The organism is Candidatus Pseudoscillospira sp. SGI.172 (genome assembly GCF_050313575.1).
Lineage (GTDB): Bacteria > Bacillota > Clostridia > Oscillospirales > Oscillospiraceae > Vermiculatibacterium.
Window position 1 is genome coordinate 86,656 of the sequence record NZ_JBNPLQ010000005.1, and the last position, 13,707, is coordinate 100,362.

Sequence of the window (13,707 nt, forward strand, 5' to 3'; positions counted from 1 at the left end):
CACAGCATCATGGTGTTGCTACTTTCTCTATTCTGGAACATTTATCGGTCTTGACAAATCAAGCGGGCTGTAGTATTTTATACATATAGGTTAGCAGTAGCTAACCGCCTTCCCTCTAGGGGGGGCTTTTTTAGAGATGATAGTTAGTTTTAACTAACCCGATTGGCATTCAGATAGGAGCCTCATATGGAACGTAGTTTTGAATCACTCATGGTGGAACAATGCGCACCCACGCTTGCGGGAATCAAGCCCGCCAGTCTTTTTCGGTGCAGTAGACGCTCTGCAGAAAATATCCGGCAGACTGCTGAAAACTGGGACCACGCGCTGGAATGCCTTGGTCTGCGGATACGCATCTTAAAAGAGTGTCCCCACACCGGCGACTGTATGATTTACATCTACCGCCCCGACTGGGTGGGACGTCTACTCTCCGACGAAGAATCCCTGTGTTTTTTGGATCGCTGCGGCTATCAGCGCGGAACGGCGGAATTTCTGCTGGATCAGTTGTCCAAAAGGCTCTGTCTGGAACAAGACTACCCTCATGAGATTGGCCTGTTTCTGGGCTACCCTCTTTCTGATGTGATCGGCTTCATTGAAAACAAGGGCTGGAACTACACCTGCTGCGGCTGCTGGAAGTCCTACGGCGATCCTGAAAAAGCAAAGGCCTATTTTGACCTCTGCCGCCGATGTACCTCCCGGTACTGTGAATTATACACTAACGGTGCTCCCCTTCTAAAACTGGTGGTTGCCGCATAAGGCTTGCCTACACGATGAGGAAAATGGTTCCACCGAGGTGAAGTGTCCATCTTGGTTTGCAGGTGCATATCTGGATAGCGGATTGGATTATTGCAGGCAACGGGATGGCAAAGACAGCCCTCTCTCCCATAAGCTGCGCAGCTGCATAGACCGAATACTGATTGCAGAACATGGCCGCCCGCACTGGAATGGTGCGGGTGGCCCTGTTTTCTCTCCTGGTTTATTTCAGATAATAGAGGAAAGACTTCAGGCGGGACCAGGCGCTCTCGTCCCAGTCACTGTCCATGGCCAGGTGTAAGTGAGGGATTCCATCCAGTTCACCGGTCATGTCCAGCACTGTGGCTGTGTTTTCATACCGGGGAGCCAGAGTCAACACACCAGCCGATGTCTGGCCAAGCTCCCGTGCCTTGGCCAAACGATACCGGCCATTGGCTCCAGAAAATCCCGGCAGCAGATGATCCACTGTAGTCCGCATACCCTCCGGATCTTTGGAAAAGCTGCTGCGTGCCCCCAAAAGGTGGCCCAGCTCTGTCATTTTGTCCGTCCAGGAAGCAGCTATGGCACTTCCGGCATCCCGCCAGAGAAACCAGAGATATTCACTCAACGGAGCACGACAAAGGAACCGGCCCTGCCTTTCCAGCGTTTCCAGTACCTTGTCGTCCAGAGCAAACAGCGTAAGGGGCTCTCCCACCGCAGCCAAGGGCAGGCTTTTGACAGGCATGCTCCCGATTTGCGCCGCCAGCGTGCCAAGACTGTCCCAATTGGGAATGTCTTCCGGACTCAGTGCCTTGCGCTGCTCAGGTGGGGCGCACAGTATGAGATCTCCTGCCAGCACAGCCCGGAACAACAGGTCGGGGTCTGGGACATTTTCCGGCAAAGTTTCCAGCTCCGGGGAAACCAGGGTCACCCGCCCCAGTCCCCGGTTGGCAAGCACTGCCTCTACCGCCCACGGGTACTGGCCGTCGGCCTCTGCGCCTTGGGTGGAGGGAATCAGCATCTGAAAGGAATCGGATTCCTTCTCCGCTGCGTCCAGAATACCACCCAGTAAGGCGGGGAAGGGAAGGTACTCTTTGGAACTGGTCTCCGCCCGGCCCAAAACCAGGGAAGTTCCGCCCAGAGGCATGGGACGGGTTTCCACATTCCATACCATTTCCGCATATTTCCTAAGATATGTGGTAAACGGCGGCAGATTCAAAACATATAGAGGGCCGCGGTTTGATTCCGGGGTATCAACGACTTTGGTGGAACAGTGTTCCACAGCCGTGAGCTGAAAGCGTTCCGGCAGTGGCTGAGACGGGCGGTTCTCCAGGCTCTGGAGAAATGCCTCGATGCGAGTAATAACTCCCACTGGCGAGAAGTGCTCATCCACCTCAATGTGCAGATAGGGTTTTTCGCCCATCTCCTTTCGGAACAGATAGGAGAGCATCGTATCCGGTCCACAGCCGTGGTTGGTCAGATATACGGCGTATAGATTGGGGTGGTGGGCCACGAGTTTAGCCCCGGAGAGGATGTGTTGCCCGAAGGGCCAGTACAGATTGGGGTAGTCCGCTGACAGATCCAGGTCGTGAGCAGGCAAATGGGAGAGAGTAATTACCTTGTGCCCCCGTTCCAGTAGCAAACGAGGGATTCCCATATTCAGCACCGGATCGGAAAGACCGTAGTTCCGGGTGATCAGTACAAGCACTTTGTCCTCAAGCTTCAGAGAAGCGAGCAGTTCGCGGCCCTGCCGCTCTACTGCTGCTGTATGGTGGCGTACCGCTTGGGCTCCAGCCATCAGGGCAGGGAGACACCGCAGTTTCGGGATACCAAGCTGTTTCCCCAGGCCCAGCATAGCTGACGCCATCGCTTCCTGCCCAAAGTCCAGATCGAACACAGGGTTGAGCAACTCAATTCCCCGCTCCGCCAGACGGAGAGCACGGGCGGCTAATTGGGGCGCGGTCTGCATATAGACACAGCCGTAGTTGTGCTCCACCTGAGAGGTCTCATGCCTCATGGTATGGATGGAGGGGAGAAAGATGTAGTCAACACCGTGCTCGACCAACCAGGCCATATGACCATGGATCAGCTTTACCGGGTAACAGGTCTCCGCCTGGGTCGTCTGCTGGGAGAGGCGGATGATCTCCTCGTTGGTAGACGGCGAGAGCAGTACATTGAATCCCAACTGCCGGAAGAATGCGTTGGCCATAGGAAAGAACTTGTGGATCATCAGGGCAAAAGGTACTCCCACCGTTTTCCGTCCGGGGACAGGTGTTGGATCATATCCCTCCAACAGCAACTGTGGGCCGCGCTGGTAAAAAGTGATGTTGCGCTGGACCTCCGTGGACAGGGCGTCCTCCTTTTCCGGCTGCTTGTCGAACCCATGAAAGCGGGTAGGGCCTTTCGTGGATTCCAGGGCAAGTAGGGCGGCGCCGTATGCTCCACTGATGGAGAAGCAGGGAGAGACTGTGAGCCGATCTCCAAATTCCTGACGGAAAGCGGCCACGATGCCGGGGTTGTAGGCCACGCCGCCCTGGAGGACAATATGGTGTCCTACTGGCTTGCTCCCGACTACCTTATGAAGATAATTTCGGACAATGGACTGGCACAAACCGGCTGCTACCTCTGCCCGTGTAGCTCCCTGTGCCCGGGCAGATTGGATGGCGGTCTCGATAAACACTGTGCATCGCTCTCCCAATTCCACCGGGGCCTTTGCGGTAAGAGCCAGGTGGCCGAAGTCCTTCAAAGGGATGTCCATGCGTGCGGCCTGCTCCTCAACAAAGGAGCCGGTTCCGGCAGCGCAGATTTTGTTCATTTGAAAGTCTGCAATCTGCCCATTCTGAAGGGAGATGTATTTAGAATCTTGACCGCCTATCTCAAAGACTGTATCTGCTTTAGGCATACATTGGATGGCAGCTCTTGCCTGGGCTGTAATCTCATCTCGCACGGCATCCGCGCCAATGAGCCGGCCGACCCGCTCTCGTCCGGAGCCAGTGACGCCTACTGCCAGAAGGGGAATCCGCCCAAAACGGGAGCGGATATTCTCCAGTCCCTTTCGCACCGCAGCCTCTGGGTCTCCGGCGGTGCGGAGATACTGGAAGTCCACCAGTTCTCCGAATTGATCCATGAGAACCAGGTCCGTACTGGTAGAACCTACATCAATGCCCAAAGCGCAGCCCTGTGGTGGGACATGGCCGGAAACAGGCGGATCGGATACAAAAACCTTGGGATCGGTACTCAGTGGCTGACGACAGTGCAGCCGGTCTCCCATGTTTGAATCCTGCCCGCACAGAGAGGCCAGCAGTTCCCCCATGGAACATGCTCCCATCTCCTGAGCAGCCAGTGCAGCCCCTGCAGCGCCAGCATAGAGGAAATTCTCTGGTAAAATCAATTCTTCTTCTGTCAAGCCAAAAACATCCTGGATAGCCCGAAGAACTCCTGCATTGCGGCCAACTCCGCCGCACAAAGCCACAGGTTTCTCCACCGTAAGTCCCCGCACGATAACCGCTTTATAGTTGCGTACCATAGCGTAGCAGAGGCCCAGCAGAATGTCCGGAGTAGATACCCCCTCCTGCTGTCGGTGAATAATATCCGTTTTGGCAAAGACAGCACATCGGCCGGAGAGGCGGGGAATTGAGCGGGCCTTTGCTACCAGTTCGGAATAGTCTTCGATCCGCAGGCCCAGCCGAGACATTTGGTCCTCAAAAAAGGAACCAGTGCCCCCTGCACAGTGTTCGTTCACTGCAAATCTGGGTGGAGTGCCACGATCCAGATCTGTGAGGAAACGGGCACTCTGACTGCCGATTTCGATGGCAGATTTCGCTTCTGGTGCCAGCAGATGGATGCCGCGATGGATAGCGGGAATATCGCCCAGAGTCAAAAGTTCGGGACAGGCATCTAAAAGTCGATCTCCTGCGCTGCCGGTAAGCATCACCGGATAGCCGTAGGCATTGCTGTCCGCCTGCAGCAGTTCGCTAAGAAGCATCTGAGTCGTTTGAACCGCGGCACCGTGGTGTGCGGAGGATTTAGACCACAAAAGTGTACCCTCCCGCGAGAGCACCACTAATTTGACGGTGGAATTTCCACAGTCTAAACCGATTCCATTCATAGAGAGCCTCTCTTTCCTTCGCATTGACTTTTTGGTTTCTAAGTAGTATAATTTAGGTTAGTATAGACTAACTATAATAGTATTCTTTAATTTTGTCGGTTGCCACGGCAACACGGAGGAATCTCATGGTCTCGATTTTTGTAGCAATGCGCCGTTGCCAGTTGTTCGACGGTATCCCGGAAGAAAAATATCAGAATGTTCTTAACTGTCTGCATGGAGAGGTGCGGGCAATTCCAAAGGGCACCGTGCTCCTGCGGATTGGAGATTGTCAAAAACGCCCTGGCGTTGTTATGTCTGGCACCTTGAGGATCTCACTTTACAGCGAGGACGGGAATCTACTAACCATTGATCGCCTGAATCGGGGGCGCGTGTTCGGGGAGACGTTGGTCTGCTCCATGTCTCAAGACAGTCCCATTCAAATTGACGCCCTCGATGACACAGAGGTGCTCTATCTGGACTTTGATCCTTTATTGCTTCAGCAAGAGAATGGGTGCCCGTACCGGATGCGGGTGACCGCCAATTTGTTGCAGGAAATGGGCCGGGGAGCTTTGTTTCTCAATCAGAAGATGCGTATTCTGGCACAGAACCGGCTTCGCAACCGAATCAAAGTCTATCTCCAAGGATTACCGGTTGCCCCCAATGGGGAGATTCGGTTGGAGATGGGACGTGGAGAGATGGCGGACTATCTGTGTGTAGACCGCAGTGCCCTTTCCCGAGAACTGGGACGGATGCAGAAGGAGGGCATCCTCACTTATCAGGGACAGGTCGTTCAAATTCTGGACAATGAATTTTTGACCGCATAGACAAAAACATGGCCGTCCGTTGCCATGGCAACGGACGGCCATGTTTTTTTGTGTAATAATTTTGCCTGCGGTTAGTATTGGCTAACCGCAATCATCATAATTCAGATCGGAGGATCCAAAATGAAACGAACTCTTGCGTCCATCCTGGCTTCTGCCATGATGCTCTTTGCCCTGGCAGGCTGTTCCGGGGGTAATGCGCCCACGGACAGCACCAACCCAAATGACAAACCAGAGGAATCCAGTCAGGCGACTGAACCGGTTACCATCTCTGTCGGCGTTCCTACGGCCCCGCCCGCTCTGCCGGTTCTTCATATGATGGAGGGGCAGCTTCTGGGTGAAAATGTGACCATTGAACTAAATGTATGGAATGCTCCGCAGGAACTCCTGGCTATGGTCCAGGGCGGGGAACATGACATGTACGCTTTTCCCCTGACAGTAATATCCACCCTCTATAACAAGGGACTGGACGTTCGCCTGATGAATGTGAACACCTGGGGTGTCACATACTTCATGACCACCGATCCGAACTTTACCACTTGGAGCGACTTGAAGGGAAAAACGGTATATATTCCCCTTCAGTCCTCTCCCCCGGATGCGCTTACTCAGTATTTTATGAGTGAGGCCGGTTTGACGGTTGGCGAAAATGTCCAGGTGGTCTACGCCAGCACCGCAGAGGTAGCCGCCCTTCTGGCCTCCGGGGAGGCGGAATACGCCACTCTGATCGAGCCTCAGGTCACTTCCGCCATGGCACAGAATGAGAATGTGCGCCGGGCACTCAGCTTTGAAACCGAGTGGCAGCGATCCACCAACACCGATACCATGATCCCCAATGCAGGCTTCGGTACTACCCAGACTTTCCTGGATGAGAACCCCGAGCTGGCCGCTCAGTTCCAGGCTGCCTATGAGGAGAGCGCGCAGTGGGTGTTGGATCACCCGGCCGAGGCTGCTGCTCTGGCTGAGGAGTATCTGGGCATGAAAGCGGCAATTGTGGAGGCAGCTATTCCCAATATGGGCTTGACCTTTAAGAGCGCCCAAGATGCCAAAGAGGAGCTGGATACCTTCTATAACCTTATTTACAACTTTGAACCCTCTATGATCGGCGGAAAGCTGCCCGATGAGGGACTGTTCTATGCGGGGTAAGACGGGACTGTGGTTCCGCCGCGCTTTGGGAGTGTGCCTGCTGCTGGGTGTCTGGCAGCTGGCCTCTCTCTTTTTCCCGCCGCTGGTGGTACCCCCCATTGCCCAAGTTCTCTCCACATTGGTTAGGTTGATGACGCAGTCGGATTTCGGAGCCACCATAGGAGCAACGATCCTGAGGCTGATTGCCGGGCTGGCCATCGGCGTGGGAGTTGGCGCTGTTCTGGGACTGTTGTTTGGCCTGTGTCCCAAGATAGAGGATGTGGGAACCCCACTGATTCATGTGCTTCAGGCCATTCCGCCCGTGTGCTGGGTGGTTCTGGCGCTGGTGTGGTTCGGATTTAACGGAAAGCCCTGTGTCTTCATTGTGGCCACAGCCACAGTCCCCACCGTGGTGATCAATCTCAGTCACGGCGTCCGCAGCGTAGATCCACAGTTGTTGGAGATGGCGCGCCTCTACCGTTTTTCCTGCTGGAAAACGCTGCGCCATGTAACCCTTCCTTCCATCCGTCCCTACTTACGCTCAGCGCTGGAGATCGTTATCGGAGGGGGCTGGAAGCTGGCAGTCATGGGAGAGGTTCTTACCACAAACAGCGGAATCGGAGGAGCCATCACCACTGCCCGGCTCAACATCGAGCCCGACGCCATCATTGCCTGGTCGCTGCTGCTGGTATTGGGGTGCTATCTCACGCAAAGATTGCTGCGGATGGCTTTTTGCAGGAAAGAAGGTGTGACATGCTGAAACTGAGCGGTATCTCCAAGTCCTATGACGGATTGCTTGTCCTGTCTGACTTGTCTTTGACGCTTTCTCCGGGGGAGATCGTGGCCCTGATCGGTCCTTCCGGCTGCGGAAAGACCACGCTTCTTAACCTGATTTCAGGCCTGGCAACACCTGACACGGGTACCGTCGAGGGAACCGATACAAGACTGAGCTATATGTTTCAAAGTCCCCGCCTGCTGCCTTGGCGAACGGTAGAAGAAAACATCCGTCTGGTTCGTGAAGATGTCGAGCCGGAGGCAGTCCGCACCCTCATTTCCGATGTAGGGCTGAAAGGCTTTGAGGGATATTATCCCACGCAGCTCTCCGGTGGCATGGCCCGTCGCTGTGCGCTGGCGCGGGCCTTCCATTTCGGCGGAGCGTTCTTCCTGATGGATGAGCCCTTTCAGGGGCTGGACTACGGCATCCGCATGGAGATGGTGGATATGCTTCTGAAGATCTGGCAGATCAAAAAGCCGGGCGTTCTATTTGTCACCCACGAAATTGATGAGGCGTTGACCGTGGCCACCCGAATTGCCGTCCTGACTCCCAGGCCAACCACTATTCAGACATGGATCACCCTGCCCGGCCAGGAAGGCCGGGATGCCTCGGCGCCAGAACTGACGGAGATCCGGCGGGAAATTATTGGCCGCATCACAACCTGATTGTTGTTGCTGTAGCAATGGACTGATCCTGTATCATGGGGTATCCTAAGGACAAGACGACCCATGGAGGTATGAGCAATGTATTTTTTACGCAACCTGCCCACACAGCAGCCCCAGCAGCTCACCCAGCTGATTCAGATTCAACCTGGCCGCGTGGTCAGCATGGCCATGAGCCAGCAGGAACACTGCCAAATGACTCTTTTGGCCTTTGGCGACGGGGAAAGTATCAGTGAGGAATGCTATTTTGGCGATACCCTCTACTACATTCTGGAGGGGGCGCTTTATGTCTCTGCGGGAGAGGACAGCCGTTGTCTTCAGACCGGCGATTGCCTGGCTGTTCCTGCCCACACTCCCCACGCAGTGGCTGCTCCGGATGGCTGCAAGCTGCTGCAAATCACGCTTTCATAACTATTAGGAGGAATGACTCATGGATACACTGATTAAAAATATCCCTCATGCACAGCCCTTTGCCATGATGGGCCAAGTGGAATATGAAGCGGGTAAGGTTGTCAGCCTGACCCTGGCCCAACAGCCCGGTGCGGGGATCACCCTGTTTGCCTTTGATGCGGGTGAGGCTATCAGCACCCACGCTGCTCCCGGAGACGCTATGGCGACCATTTTGGAGGGAACGGCACAAATCACCATTGACGGCGTTCCCCACACCCTGAACGCGGGAGAATCCATTATCATGCCGGCCGGCATCCCTCACGCAGTACAGGCTGTGACTGCGTTCAAGATGCACCTGGTGGTAGTGAAAGCTTCTTCCTGCTGACATAAAAAAGCATGGGCTCCACAGAAGTCAAACACTTCTATGGAGCCCATGCTTTTTAACCAGATATTTGTCACTGCAAGCATTGCAGGCAATTTATTTTGTATGCGACCCAAAGGAGTAGCCCCGCATGGATGGCATACCATGCGGGGCAAATGAGGGAAAAAAGGAGATAAGTATCAAAACCAGGGTCAGTTCAATTTGGCAAAAAAGGGCTGTTTACCACGTGGCCAGCTTGCGGCCCAGCTCCCGGCAAACCTCCTGCGCATCTGCGTCAGGGGCTTCATTCACAGTCAGGCCCTCCTCCTCATAGAGGTTGGCGTTAGCCGCTTCGCAGCGGGCACACCAGTCCCGCATCCACTGTCCGTCGCCCCAGCCGTAGGAGCCAAAGAGAGCGATCCGCTTGCCGCCGAGAGAGCCCTCCAGACCGGAGAACATCGGATCGAACTCCGCCTCCTCCAGAACCTCGCTTCCCATGGCGGGACAGCCGAAAGCCACCACGCCGAACTCAGAGAAGCGCGCCGCGGAGAACTCAGACGGTCCCATCAGCTCCACTTCCGCGCCGGCCTCTTTGGCGCCCTCCGCGATGCAGTTTGCCATGGTCTCCGTATTGCCGGTACCGCTCCAGTAAACAATAGCCAGTTTATTCATGTCATTTCATCCTTTCTGACGAATTTGAGAGAGGGGCCCAGACAGCTCCATAGGGGTCAGGAATGAAACTGTCTGGGCGTTAGGGAGGATCAGAAGCACTCCTTCCCAAAAGCGCTTCCGTGGGTCTGGGCAGAAATACAGGGAGGTGTTCCTTCATGGCTTGCAAAGGCCTGTATTCTTGCCATGCAAGCAGAGCATTCTGCCTGTCTGCTCTGTTTGCTCTGTTTGCTCTGCGGGAGGGTTTGCGATTCCCCCGCAGATTTCATTTCTCAAGGTTAGTTGTAGCTAACTAATCTTCAAAATCAAACGGGCCGCCCAGTCGCCCGTTCTGATTCTTGGTTAGCATTCGCTAACCACATGAATAAAATAGCATACGCTTCTCTATTTGTCAAGTGAATTCCAAGATTTTTTTGGTATCATTCAGACGCAATTTACTTTGTGGGATTTTAACAGCTCATAGTCAACCTTATTTCTTATCAATAGAGGAGCACAAACTTCCTGAAATCTCAAAAATATCCGCAATAGGAATCAGCGTACCTTCTGCCATCAAAACAGTTTTCTCAAAAGCGTCTATCTTCTTGACCATGCCTGTAATGACTTGATAGGCACCGCCCTGTTTTCTGCTGTCTGGCTTGAAGTAGGTGATAGACACCTCCGGACATTCTGAGAGATGGTCAGCCAAAAACCGCAGTTTCATATCCAGTGCAGCTATTTTGTCCTCGTCCAGTTCTGCTTTTGCGTCAGTCAATCTGGCGGTTTCCCGGATACTACCCTCATAGCCGGTAAGCGCAGCAAATGGTGAGAACTGAGCTGCCCGTCCAAGGGCTGCCATACGGGGATGCTTTGAAGAAGTAGGGTGCTGCAAATGGATGATGTCATCGTAACGACTGGTCATGCTCGATGACCTCCAATCTGACTGTTCCGGTCCCTGGCGGTAGCGCCATCCTCCAGATTCATGCCTTTCAAAATCGCGTTTTTGCCAAACTTCTTTTTGATGGTCAGCATGGTTTCCTGCATCTTCTTTTCGCGAGCCAGTTCCGCTTCTTCCTCCGCCTGTTTTTGCTGTTTGGCAGCGTAATCGGTGAAAAGGTCAAGCTGCTCTGCGGCGTCTTTTTTCGGTGCATCTTCCTCACTGACCACATGGTTTGCGGAGATGGAGATGCGCCGGACCAGCAGTTTGGGATCTGCAATACGGTCATACAGTTCCAGAATCGCCTGCGTCAGAAGCTTGGTGGATGCCGTGTGGCGGCCCAGATTGGCGGTGCCGGTAGCGTGCTTGGGTATCTCCCGGCCATAGTGGTCAGTGGTGACTGCTCCCTGATAGTCTTTTCTGATATTTGGGTCTTTCAGATTCTCAATGTCATATCCAATCGTCAGAATGAGCTGGTCTGTCACCAGTCCCTTATCCACCAAGTCAAGGGACAGCAAATCTGTCATTTCCCGGACCACAAGTCTTGCTTTTTCCCAAGTGTAAGGAGATTGCAGGACCTGCCCGGAGGCGATGCTGTTGGAACTGGGCTTATATGCCTTGATCTGTTCGATGGTACACGGCTCCCATCCCCAGGCATGGTCGATCAGCAGCTCTGCGTTGATGCCAAAGAGTTTGTACAGCAAATCCTCGTTGAAGTAGTCCGTAGGCTTTCCGATGGAACATCGGGCAATATCGCCCATAGTGTAGAGGCCATGAGCCTCCAGCTTTCTGGCATATCCCCGGCCAACCCGCCAGAAGTCCGTCAGCGGACGATGACCCCACAGCAGACGGCGGTAGCTCATCTCATCCAGCTTGGCAATGCGGACGCCGTACTTGTCGGGTTTGATGTGCTTCGCCACGATGTCCATGGCTACTTTGCAGAGGTAGAGATTTGTCCCGATCCCCGCTGTGGCGGTGATCCCGGTCGTCTTCAGGACATCCAGGATCATGGTCATGGCAAGCTCTCTGGCTGTCATTTTGTATGTGGGCAGATAGTTGGTTGCGTCGATAAACACCTCGTCGATGGAATACGAGTGAATGTCCTCCGGGGCGATATACTTCAGGTACACGCCAAAAATGTGTGCGCTGCATTCCATGTATTTGGCCATCTGCGGCGGTGCCACGATATAATCCAGCGCCAGCTCCGGCGAAGCTTTCAGTTGCAAATCGTCTGTGGAGGAGCCGGTCAGTGTGCGTCCGGGGGCATTTCGCTTCCGCTGCACATTGACCTCTTTGACCCGCTGCACCACCTCAAACAGCCTGGCCCGGCCTGAGATGCCGTAGGCTTTCAGGCTGGGTGACACGGCAAGGCAGATGGTTTTTTCCGTGCGGGACTTGTCGGCTACCACCAGATTGGTGGTCATAGGGTCAAGGCCCCGTTCCACACATTCCACTGAAGCATAGAACGACTTCAGATCAATGGCGATGTATGTTCGGTTTTTCATGCCTTGGTCACCTCCCGTATCATTCGCCACTTTTCACCCACATTATAGAACAAATGTTCGCTTTTCGCAAGAGGTGATTATTAACAGTTTTCTCGAATACTCGTTCTACTTAGAAAAGTCTGCTTTCTCAATTCTGAGGGAAGCAGACCTTCCGCTACAATTTGTCTATCTTATCATTCAGCATTGTCTTGACATGATTCATTTTTTAATTGGAGCCTGCATTTAACGACATTGATAATCATTTCCTTTTGGCAGGAGTCACAGTAAACCGGAAAATCCAAAAGCACTGTGTCCTCGTATATCTTAATTTGCAAGTTTCTTTGGCAAAGCGGGCATACAATCCAATGAGCTGTCTTCATCTGATCTACCATCCTTACTATTTCCATTTTTCGATTTTACTTCAATCTGCTGGAAACTATATTTCTCTCGATAAATAAGTAATATGTATTTTCCCCCTTTGCTGGGCATATTCTGCAAGTTCCAACGCATTGCTGGCCGGATGCCAGACATAGACAATCAAGTAGTCACAGGTATCGATCATATAATGGTTGGCCTGCACAATAGCTACCCTTTTTGGCACAGTCTCCATCCCTGGCGGATAAAAGGTCCCGTCGAATCCTTTTGGCGTTTGGATGGGGTGGTTAAACGTATGATAAGGCAACAGCAGCGTAAGCATCACTTCAGGGTGGCGCTTTTTTGCATCCTTCACCGCCCGGGCGGCCAAAGCGTCAAACCGCCCATAATGCCCCACAAAAAACTCCGTCACGCCATACTCCACGATATGCTGTTCGACAGCCTCCAATAGTTTTAGGAAAACTGCTTCCTCTGCGTCCCTATGGCCAATAAAAAAACAACTGGAAATATGATCACCTGATTTCTGCGATATATCCCATATCTTATCACAATTCCTGCATTTGGGATATATCCCACACGATAAATCGCAAATAATACTAAACTGTTATCGTAATTGAAAGGTGGTGGTGCTCTACGAACGCAAAAGAAGCGGTTGCCCGGCGTATTCATGCGCTTTGCCTGGATCGCGGCATTGCCGTCAATACTCTGGCAAATCTGTGCGGCGTAGCACCATCTACAATTTACAGTATGTTGAACACAAAAAGCAAAAATCCCGGTGTAGTTTCCATTCAAAAGATATGTGATGGTTTAGGCATCAGTGTCCGGGAATTTTTTGACGACCCGCTGTTTGAAAATTTGGAGCCAGTTATCAAGTAAAAAAATCCGGCGAGGCAGTTTCGTAAGAAACTACCTCACCGGATTTTTATTATGCGAAATATCGGGGTCTGCCAACCGAAACAAAACCCTCTTTGCCTGTAATGACCACATTGTTATAGCCGCTGGCACAATGGACAATGAGGATATTTCCGTTTTCATCCCAACCGGCGACGATTCCCACATGGGTGTCATCCGGGTAAAATACGAGATCGCCGGGAAGCGCGTCTGCCCAGGAGATTGCTGTGCAGTAGGTATGCTGGCTGGCCGCGCCGCCACCATGACCGATGATGTACCCGCCGTCTGTAGCGTTGTAGAACACCCAATCCACGAATCCGCTGCAATCCAGACCGTATGGGCGGTAAGTTCCAGTGCTGGTGCTGCCGTCCGCCGTCACCTTTTGCACCGTACCCCAGCGGCTGTCCCATCCCATCACCAGAGATTTG

The 13,707-nt window shown here is 53.2% G+C and carries 15 protein-coding genes; 8 read left to right on the forward strand and 7 right to left on the reverse strand.

Features of this window, described 5'->3' with window-relative positions; all coding sequences use genetic code 11:
* Positions 1-186 precede the first annotated feature (186 nt).
* Positions 187-753: a DUF3793 family protein gene (locus ACQRD3_RS03725; protein ID WP_427779929.1), complete on the forward strand. Its 567-nt coding sequence runs from the start codon at positions 187-189 to the stop codon at positions 751-753.
* 220 nt (positions 754-973) lie between these two features.
* On the opposite strand, the gene ACQRD3_RS03730 is transcribed toward ACQRD3_RS03725, so the two are convergent.
* The gene (locus ACQRD3_RS03730) at positions 974-4,861 is read right to left on the reverse strand and encodes an acyl-CoA dehydratase activase (RefSeq protein ID WP_427779931.1); all 3,888 of its coding nucleotides are present in this window, start codon (positions 4,859-4,861) and stop codon (positions 974-976) included.
* Between the two features lie 101 nt (positions 4,862-4,962).
* Between ACQRD3_RS03730 and ACQRD3_RS03735 the strand changes: the two genes are divergently transcribed.
* The 6 genes from ACQRD3_RS03735 (at position 4,963) to ACQRD3_RS03760 (ending at position 8,971) form a co-directional block, all read left to right on the forward strand.
* Positions 4,963-5,640 carry a Crp/Fnr family transcriptional regulator gene (locus ACQRD3_RS03735; RefSeq protein ID WP_427779933.1) on the forward strand — a complete coding sequence of 226 codons (678 nt, stop codon included), beginning with the start codon at positions 4,963-4,965 and terminating at the stop codon, positions 5,638-5,640.
* A 120-nt stretch (positions 5,641-5,760) separates the two neighbouring features.
* On the forward strand, positions 5,761-6,780 hold the full coding sequence (locus ACQRD3_RS03740; RefSeq protein ID WP_427779935.1) for an ABC transporter substrate-binding protein: 1,020 nt from the start codon (positions 5,761-5,763) through the stop codon (positions 6,778-6,780).
* Complete coding sequence (locus ACQRD3_RS03745; RefSeq protein ID WP_427779937.1) at positions 6,770-7,519, forward strand: ABC transporter permease; 750 nt, start codon at positions 6,770-6,772, stop codon at positions 7,517-7,519. Before ACQRD3_RS03740 ends, ACQRD3_RS03745 begins: the two co-directional genes overlap by 11 nt.
* Positions 7,513-8,199, forward strand: a complete 687-nt coding sequence (locus ACQRD3_RS03750) for an ABC transporter ATP-binding protein (RefSeq protein ID WP_427779939.1) — start codon at positions 7,513-7,515, stop codon at positions 8,197-8,199. Before ACQRD3_RS03745 ends, ACQRD3_RS03750 begins: the two co-directional genes overlap by 7 nt.
* Before the next feature lie 78 nt (positions 8,200-8,277).
* Complete coding sequence (locus ACQRD3_RS03755; protein ID WP_427779941.1) at positions 8,278-8,607, forward strand: cupin domain-containing protein; 330 nt, start codon at positions 8,278-8,280, stop codon at positions 8,605-8,607.
* Between the two features lie 19 nt (positions 8,608-8,626).
* Positions 8,627-8,971, forward strand: a complete 345-nt coding sequence (locus ACQRD3_RS03760) for a cupin domain-containing protein (protein WP_427779943.1) — start codon at positions 8,627-8,629, stop codon at positions 8,969-8,971.
* A gap of 216 nt (positions 8,972-9,187) precedes the next feature.
* Here ACQRD3_RS03760 and ACQRD3_RS03765 read toward each other — a convergent pair whose 3' ends face one another.
* From ACQRD3_RS03765 to ACQRD3_RS03785, 5 genes are all read right to left on the reverse strand, one after another.
* On the reverse strand, positions 9,188-9,619 hold the full coding sequence (locus ACQRD3_RS03765) for a flavodoxin (RefSeq protein ID WP_427779945.1): 432 nt from the start codon (positions 9,617-9,619) through the stop codon (positions 9,188-9,190).
* A 466-nt stretch (positions 9,620-10,085) separates the two neighbouring features.
* Complete coding sequence (locus ACQRD3_RS03770; RefSeq protein WP_427779947.1) at positions 10,086-10,514, reverse strand: hypothetical protein; 429 nt, start codon at positions 10,512-10,514, stop codon at positions 10,086-10,088.
* Positions 10,511-12,034 (reverse strand): DNA methylase, encoded by a 1,524-nt coding sequence (locus ACQRD3_RS03775; RefSeq protein WP_427779949.1) that lies wholly within the window; start codon positions 12,032-12,034, stop codon positions 10,511-10,513. Before ACQRD3_RS03775 ends, ACQRD3_RS03770 begins: the two co-directional genes overlap by 4 nt.
* Before the next feature lie 173 nt (positions 12,035-12,207).
* A complete protein-coding gene (locus tag ACQRD3_RS03780) occupies positions 12,208-12,420 on the reverse strand; it encodes a cysteine-rich KTR domain-containing protein (protein ID WP_427779951.1) in 213 nt (70 codons plus the stop codon).
* A gap of 29 nt (positions 12,421-12,449) precedes the next feature.
* Positions 12,450-12,836: a hypothetical protein gene (locus tag ACQRD3_RS03785; protein WP_427779952.1), complete on the reverse strand. Its 387-nt coding sequence runs from the start codon at positions 12,834-12,836 to the stop codon at positions 12,450-12,452.
* A 215-nt stretch (positions 12,837-13,051) separates the two neighbouring features.
* Here ACQRD3_RS03785 and ACQRD3_RS03790 point away from each other — a divergent pair, with 215 nt between their 5' ends.
* A complete protein-coding gene (locus ACQRD3_RS03790; protein ID WP_427779961.1) occupies positions 13,052-13,264 on the forward strand; it encodes a helix-turn-helix domain-containing protein in 213 nt (70 codons plus the stop codon).
* Positions 13,265-13,313: 49 nt separating this feature from the next.
* Here ACQRD3_RS03790 and ACQRD3_RS03795 read toward each other — a convergent pair.
* Positions 13,314-13,707: NlpC/P60 family protein (locus ACQRD3_RS03795; protein ID WP_427779953.1), on the reverse strand; the 394-nt coding region annotated here is incomplete at its 5' end.

Coding starts and splice junctions, on each gene's coding strand:
- ACQRD3_RS03725 (WP_427779929.1), top strand. CDS start 187: ATGGAACGTAGTTTTGAATCACTCATGGTGGAACAATGCGCACCCACG.
- ACQRD3_RS03730 (WP_427779931.1), bottom strand. CDS start 4,861: ATGCGAAGGAAAGAGAGGCTCTCTATGAATGGAATCGGTTTAGACTGT.
- ACQRD3_RS03735 (WP_427779933.1), top strand. CDS start 4,963: ATGGTCTCGATTTTTGTAGCAATGCGCCGTTGCCAGTTGTTCGACGGT.
- ACQRD3_RS03740 (WP_427779935.1), top strand. CDS start 5,761: ATGAAACGAACTCTTGCGTCCATCCTGGCTTCTGCCATGATGCTCTTT.
- ACQRD3_RS03745 (WP_427779937.1), top strand. CDS start 6,770: ATGCGGGGTAAGACGGGACTGTGGTTCCGCCGCGCTTTGGGAGTGTGC.
- ACQRD3_RS03750 (WP_427779939.1), top strand. CDS start 7,513: ATGCTGAAACTGAGCGGTATCTCCAAGTCCTATGACGGATTGCTTGTC.
- ACQRD3_RS03755 (WP_427779941.1), top strand. CDS start 8,278: ATGTATTTTTTACGCAACCTGCCCACACAGCAGCCCCAGCAGCTCACC.
- ACQRD3_RS03760 (WP_427779943.1), top strand. CDS start 8,627: ATGGATACACTGATTAAAAATATCCCTCATGCACAGCCCTTTGCCATG.
- ACQRD3_RS03765 (WP_427779945.1), bottom strand. CDS start 9,619: ATGAATAAACTGGCTATTGTTTACTGGAGCGGTACCGGCAATACGGAG.
- ACQRD3_RS03770 (WP_427779947.1), bottom strand. CDS start 10,514: ATGACCAGTCGTTACGATGACATCATCCATTTGCAGCACCCTACTTCT.
- ACQRD3_RS03775 (WP_427779949.1), bottom strand. CDS start 12,034: ATGAAAAACCGAACATACATCGCCATTGATCTGAAGTCGTTCTATGCT.
- ACQRD3_RS03780 (WP_427779951.1), bottom strand. CDS start 12,420: ATGGAAATAGTAAGGATGGTAGATCAGATGAAGACAGCTCATTGGATT.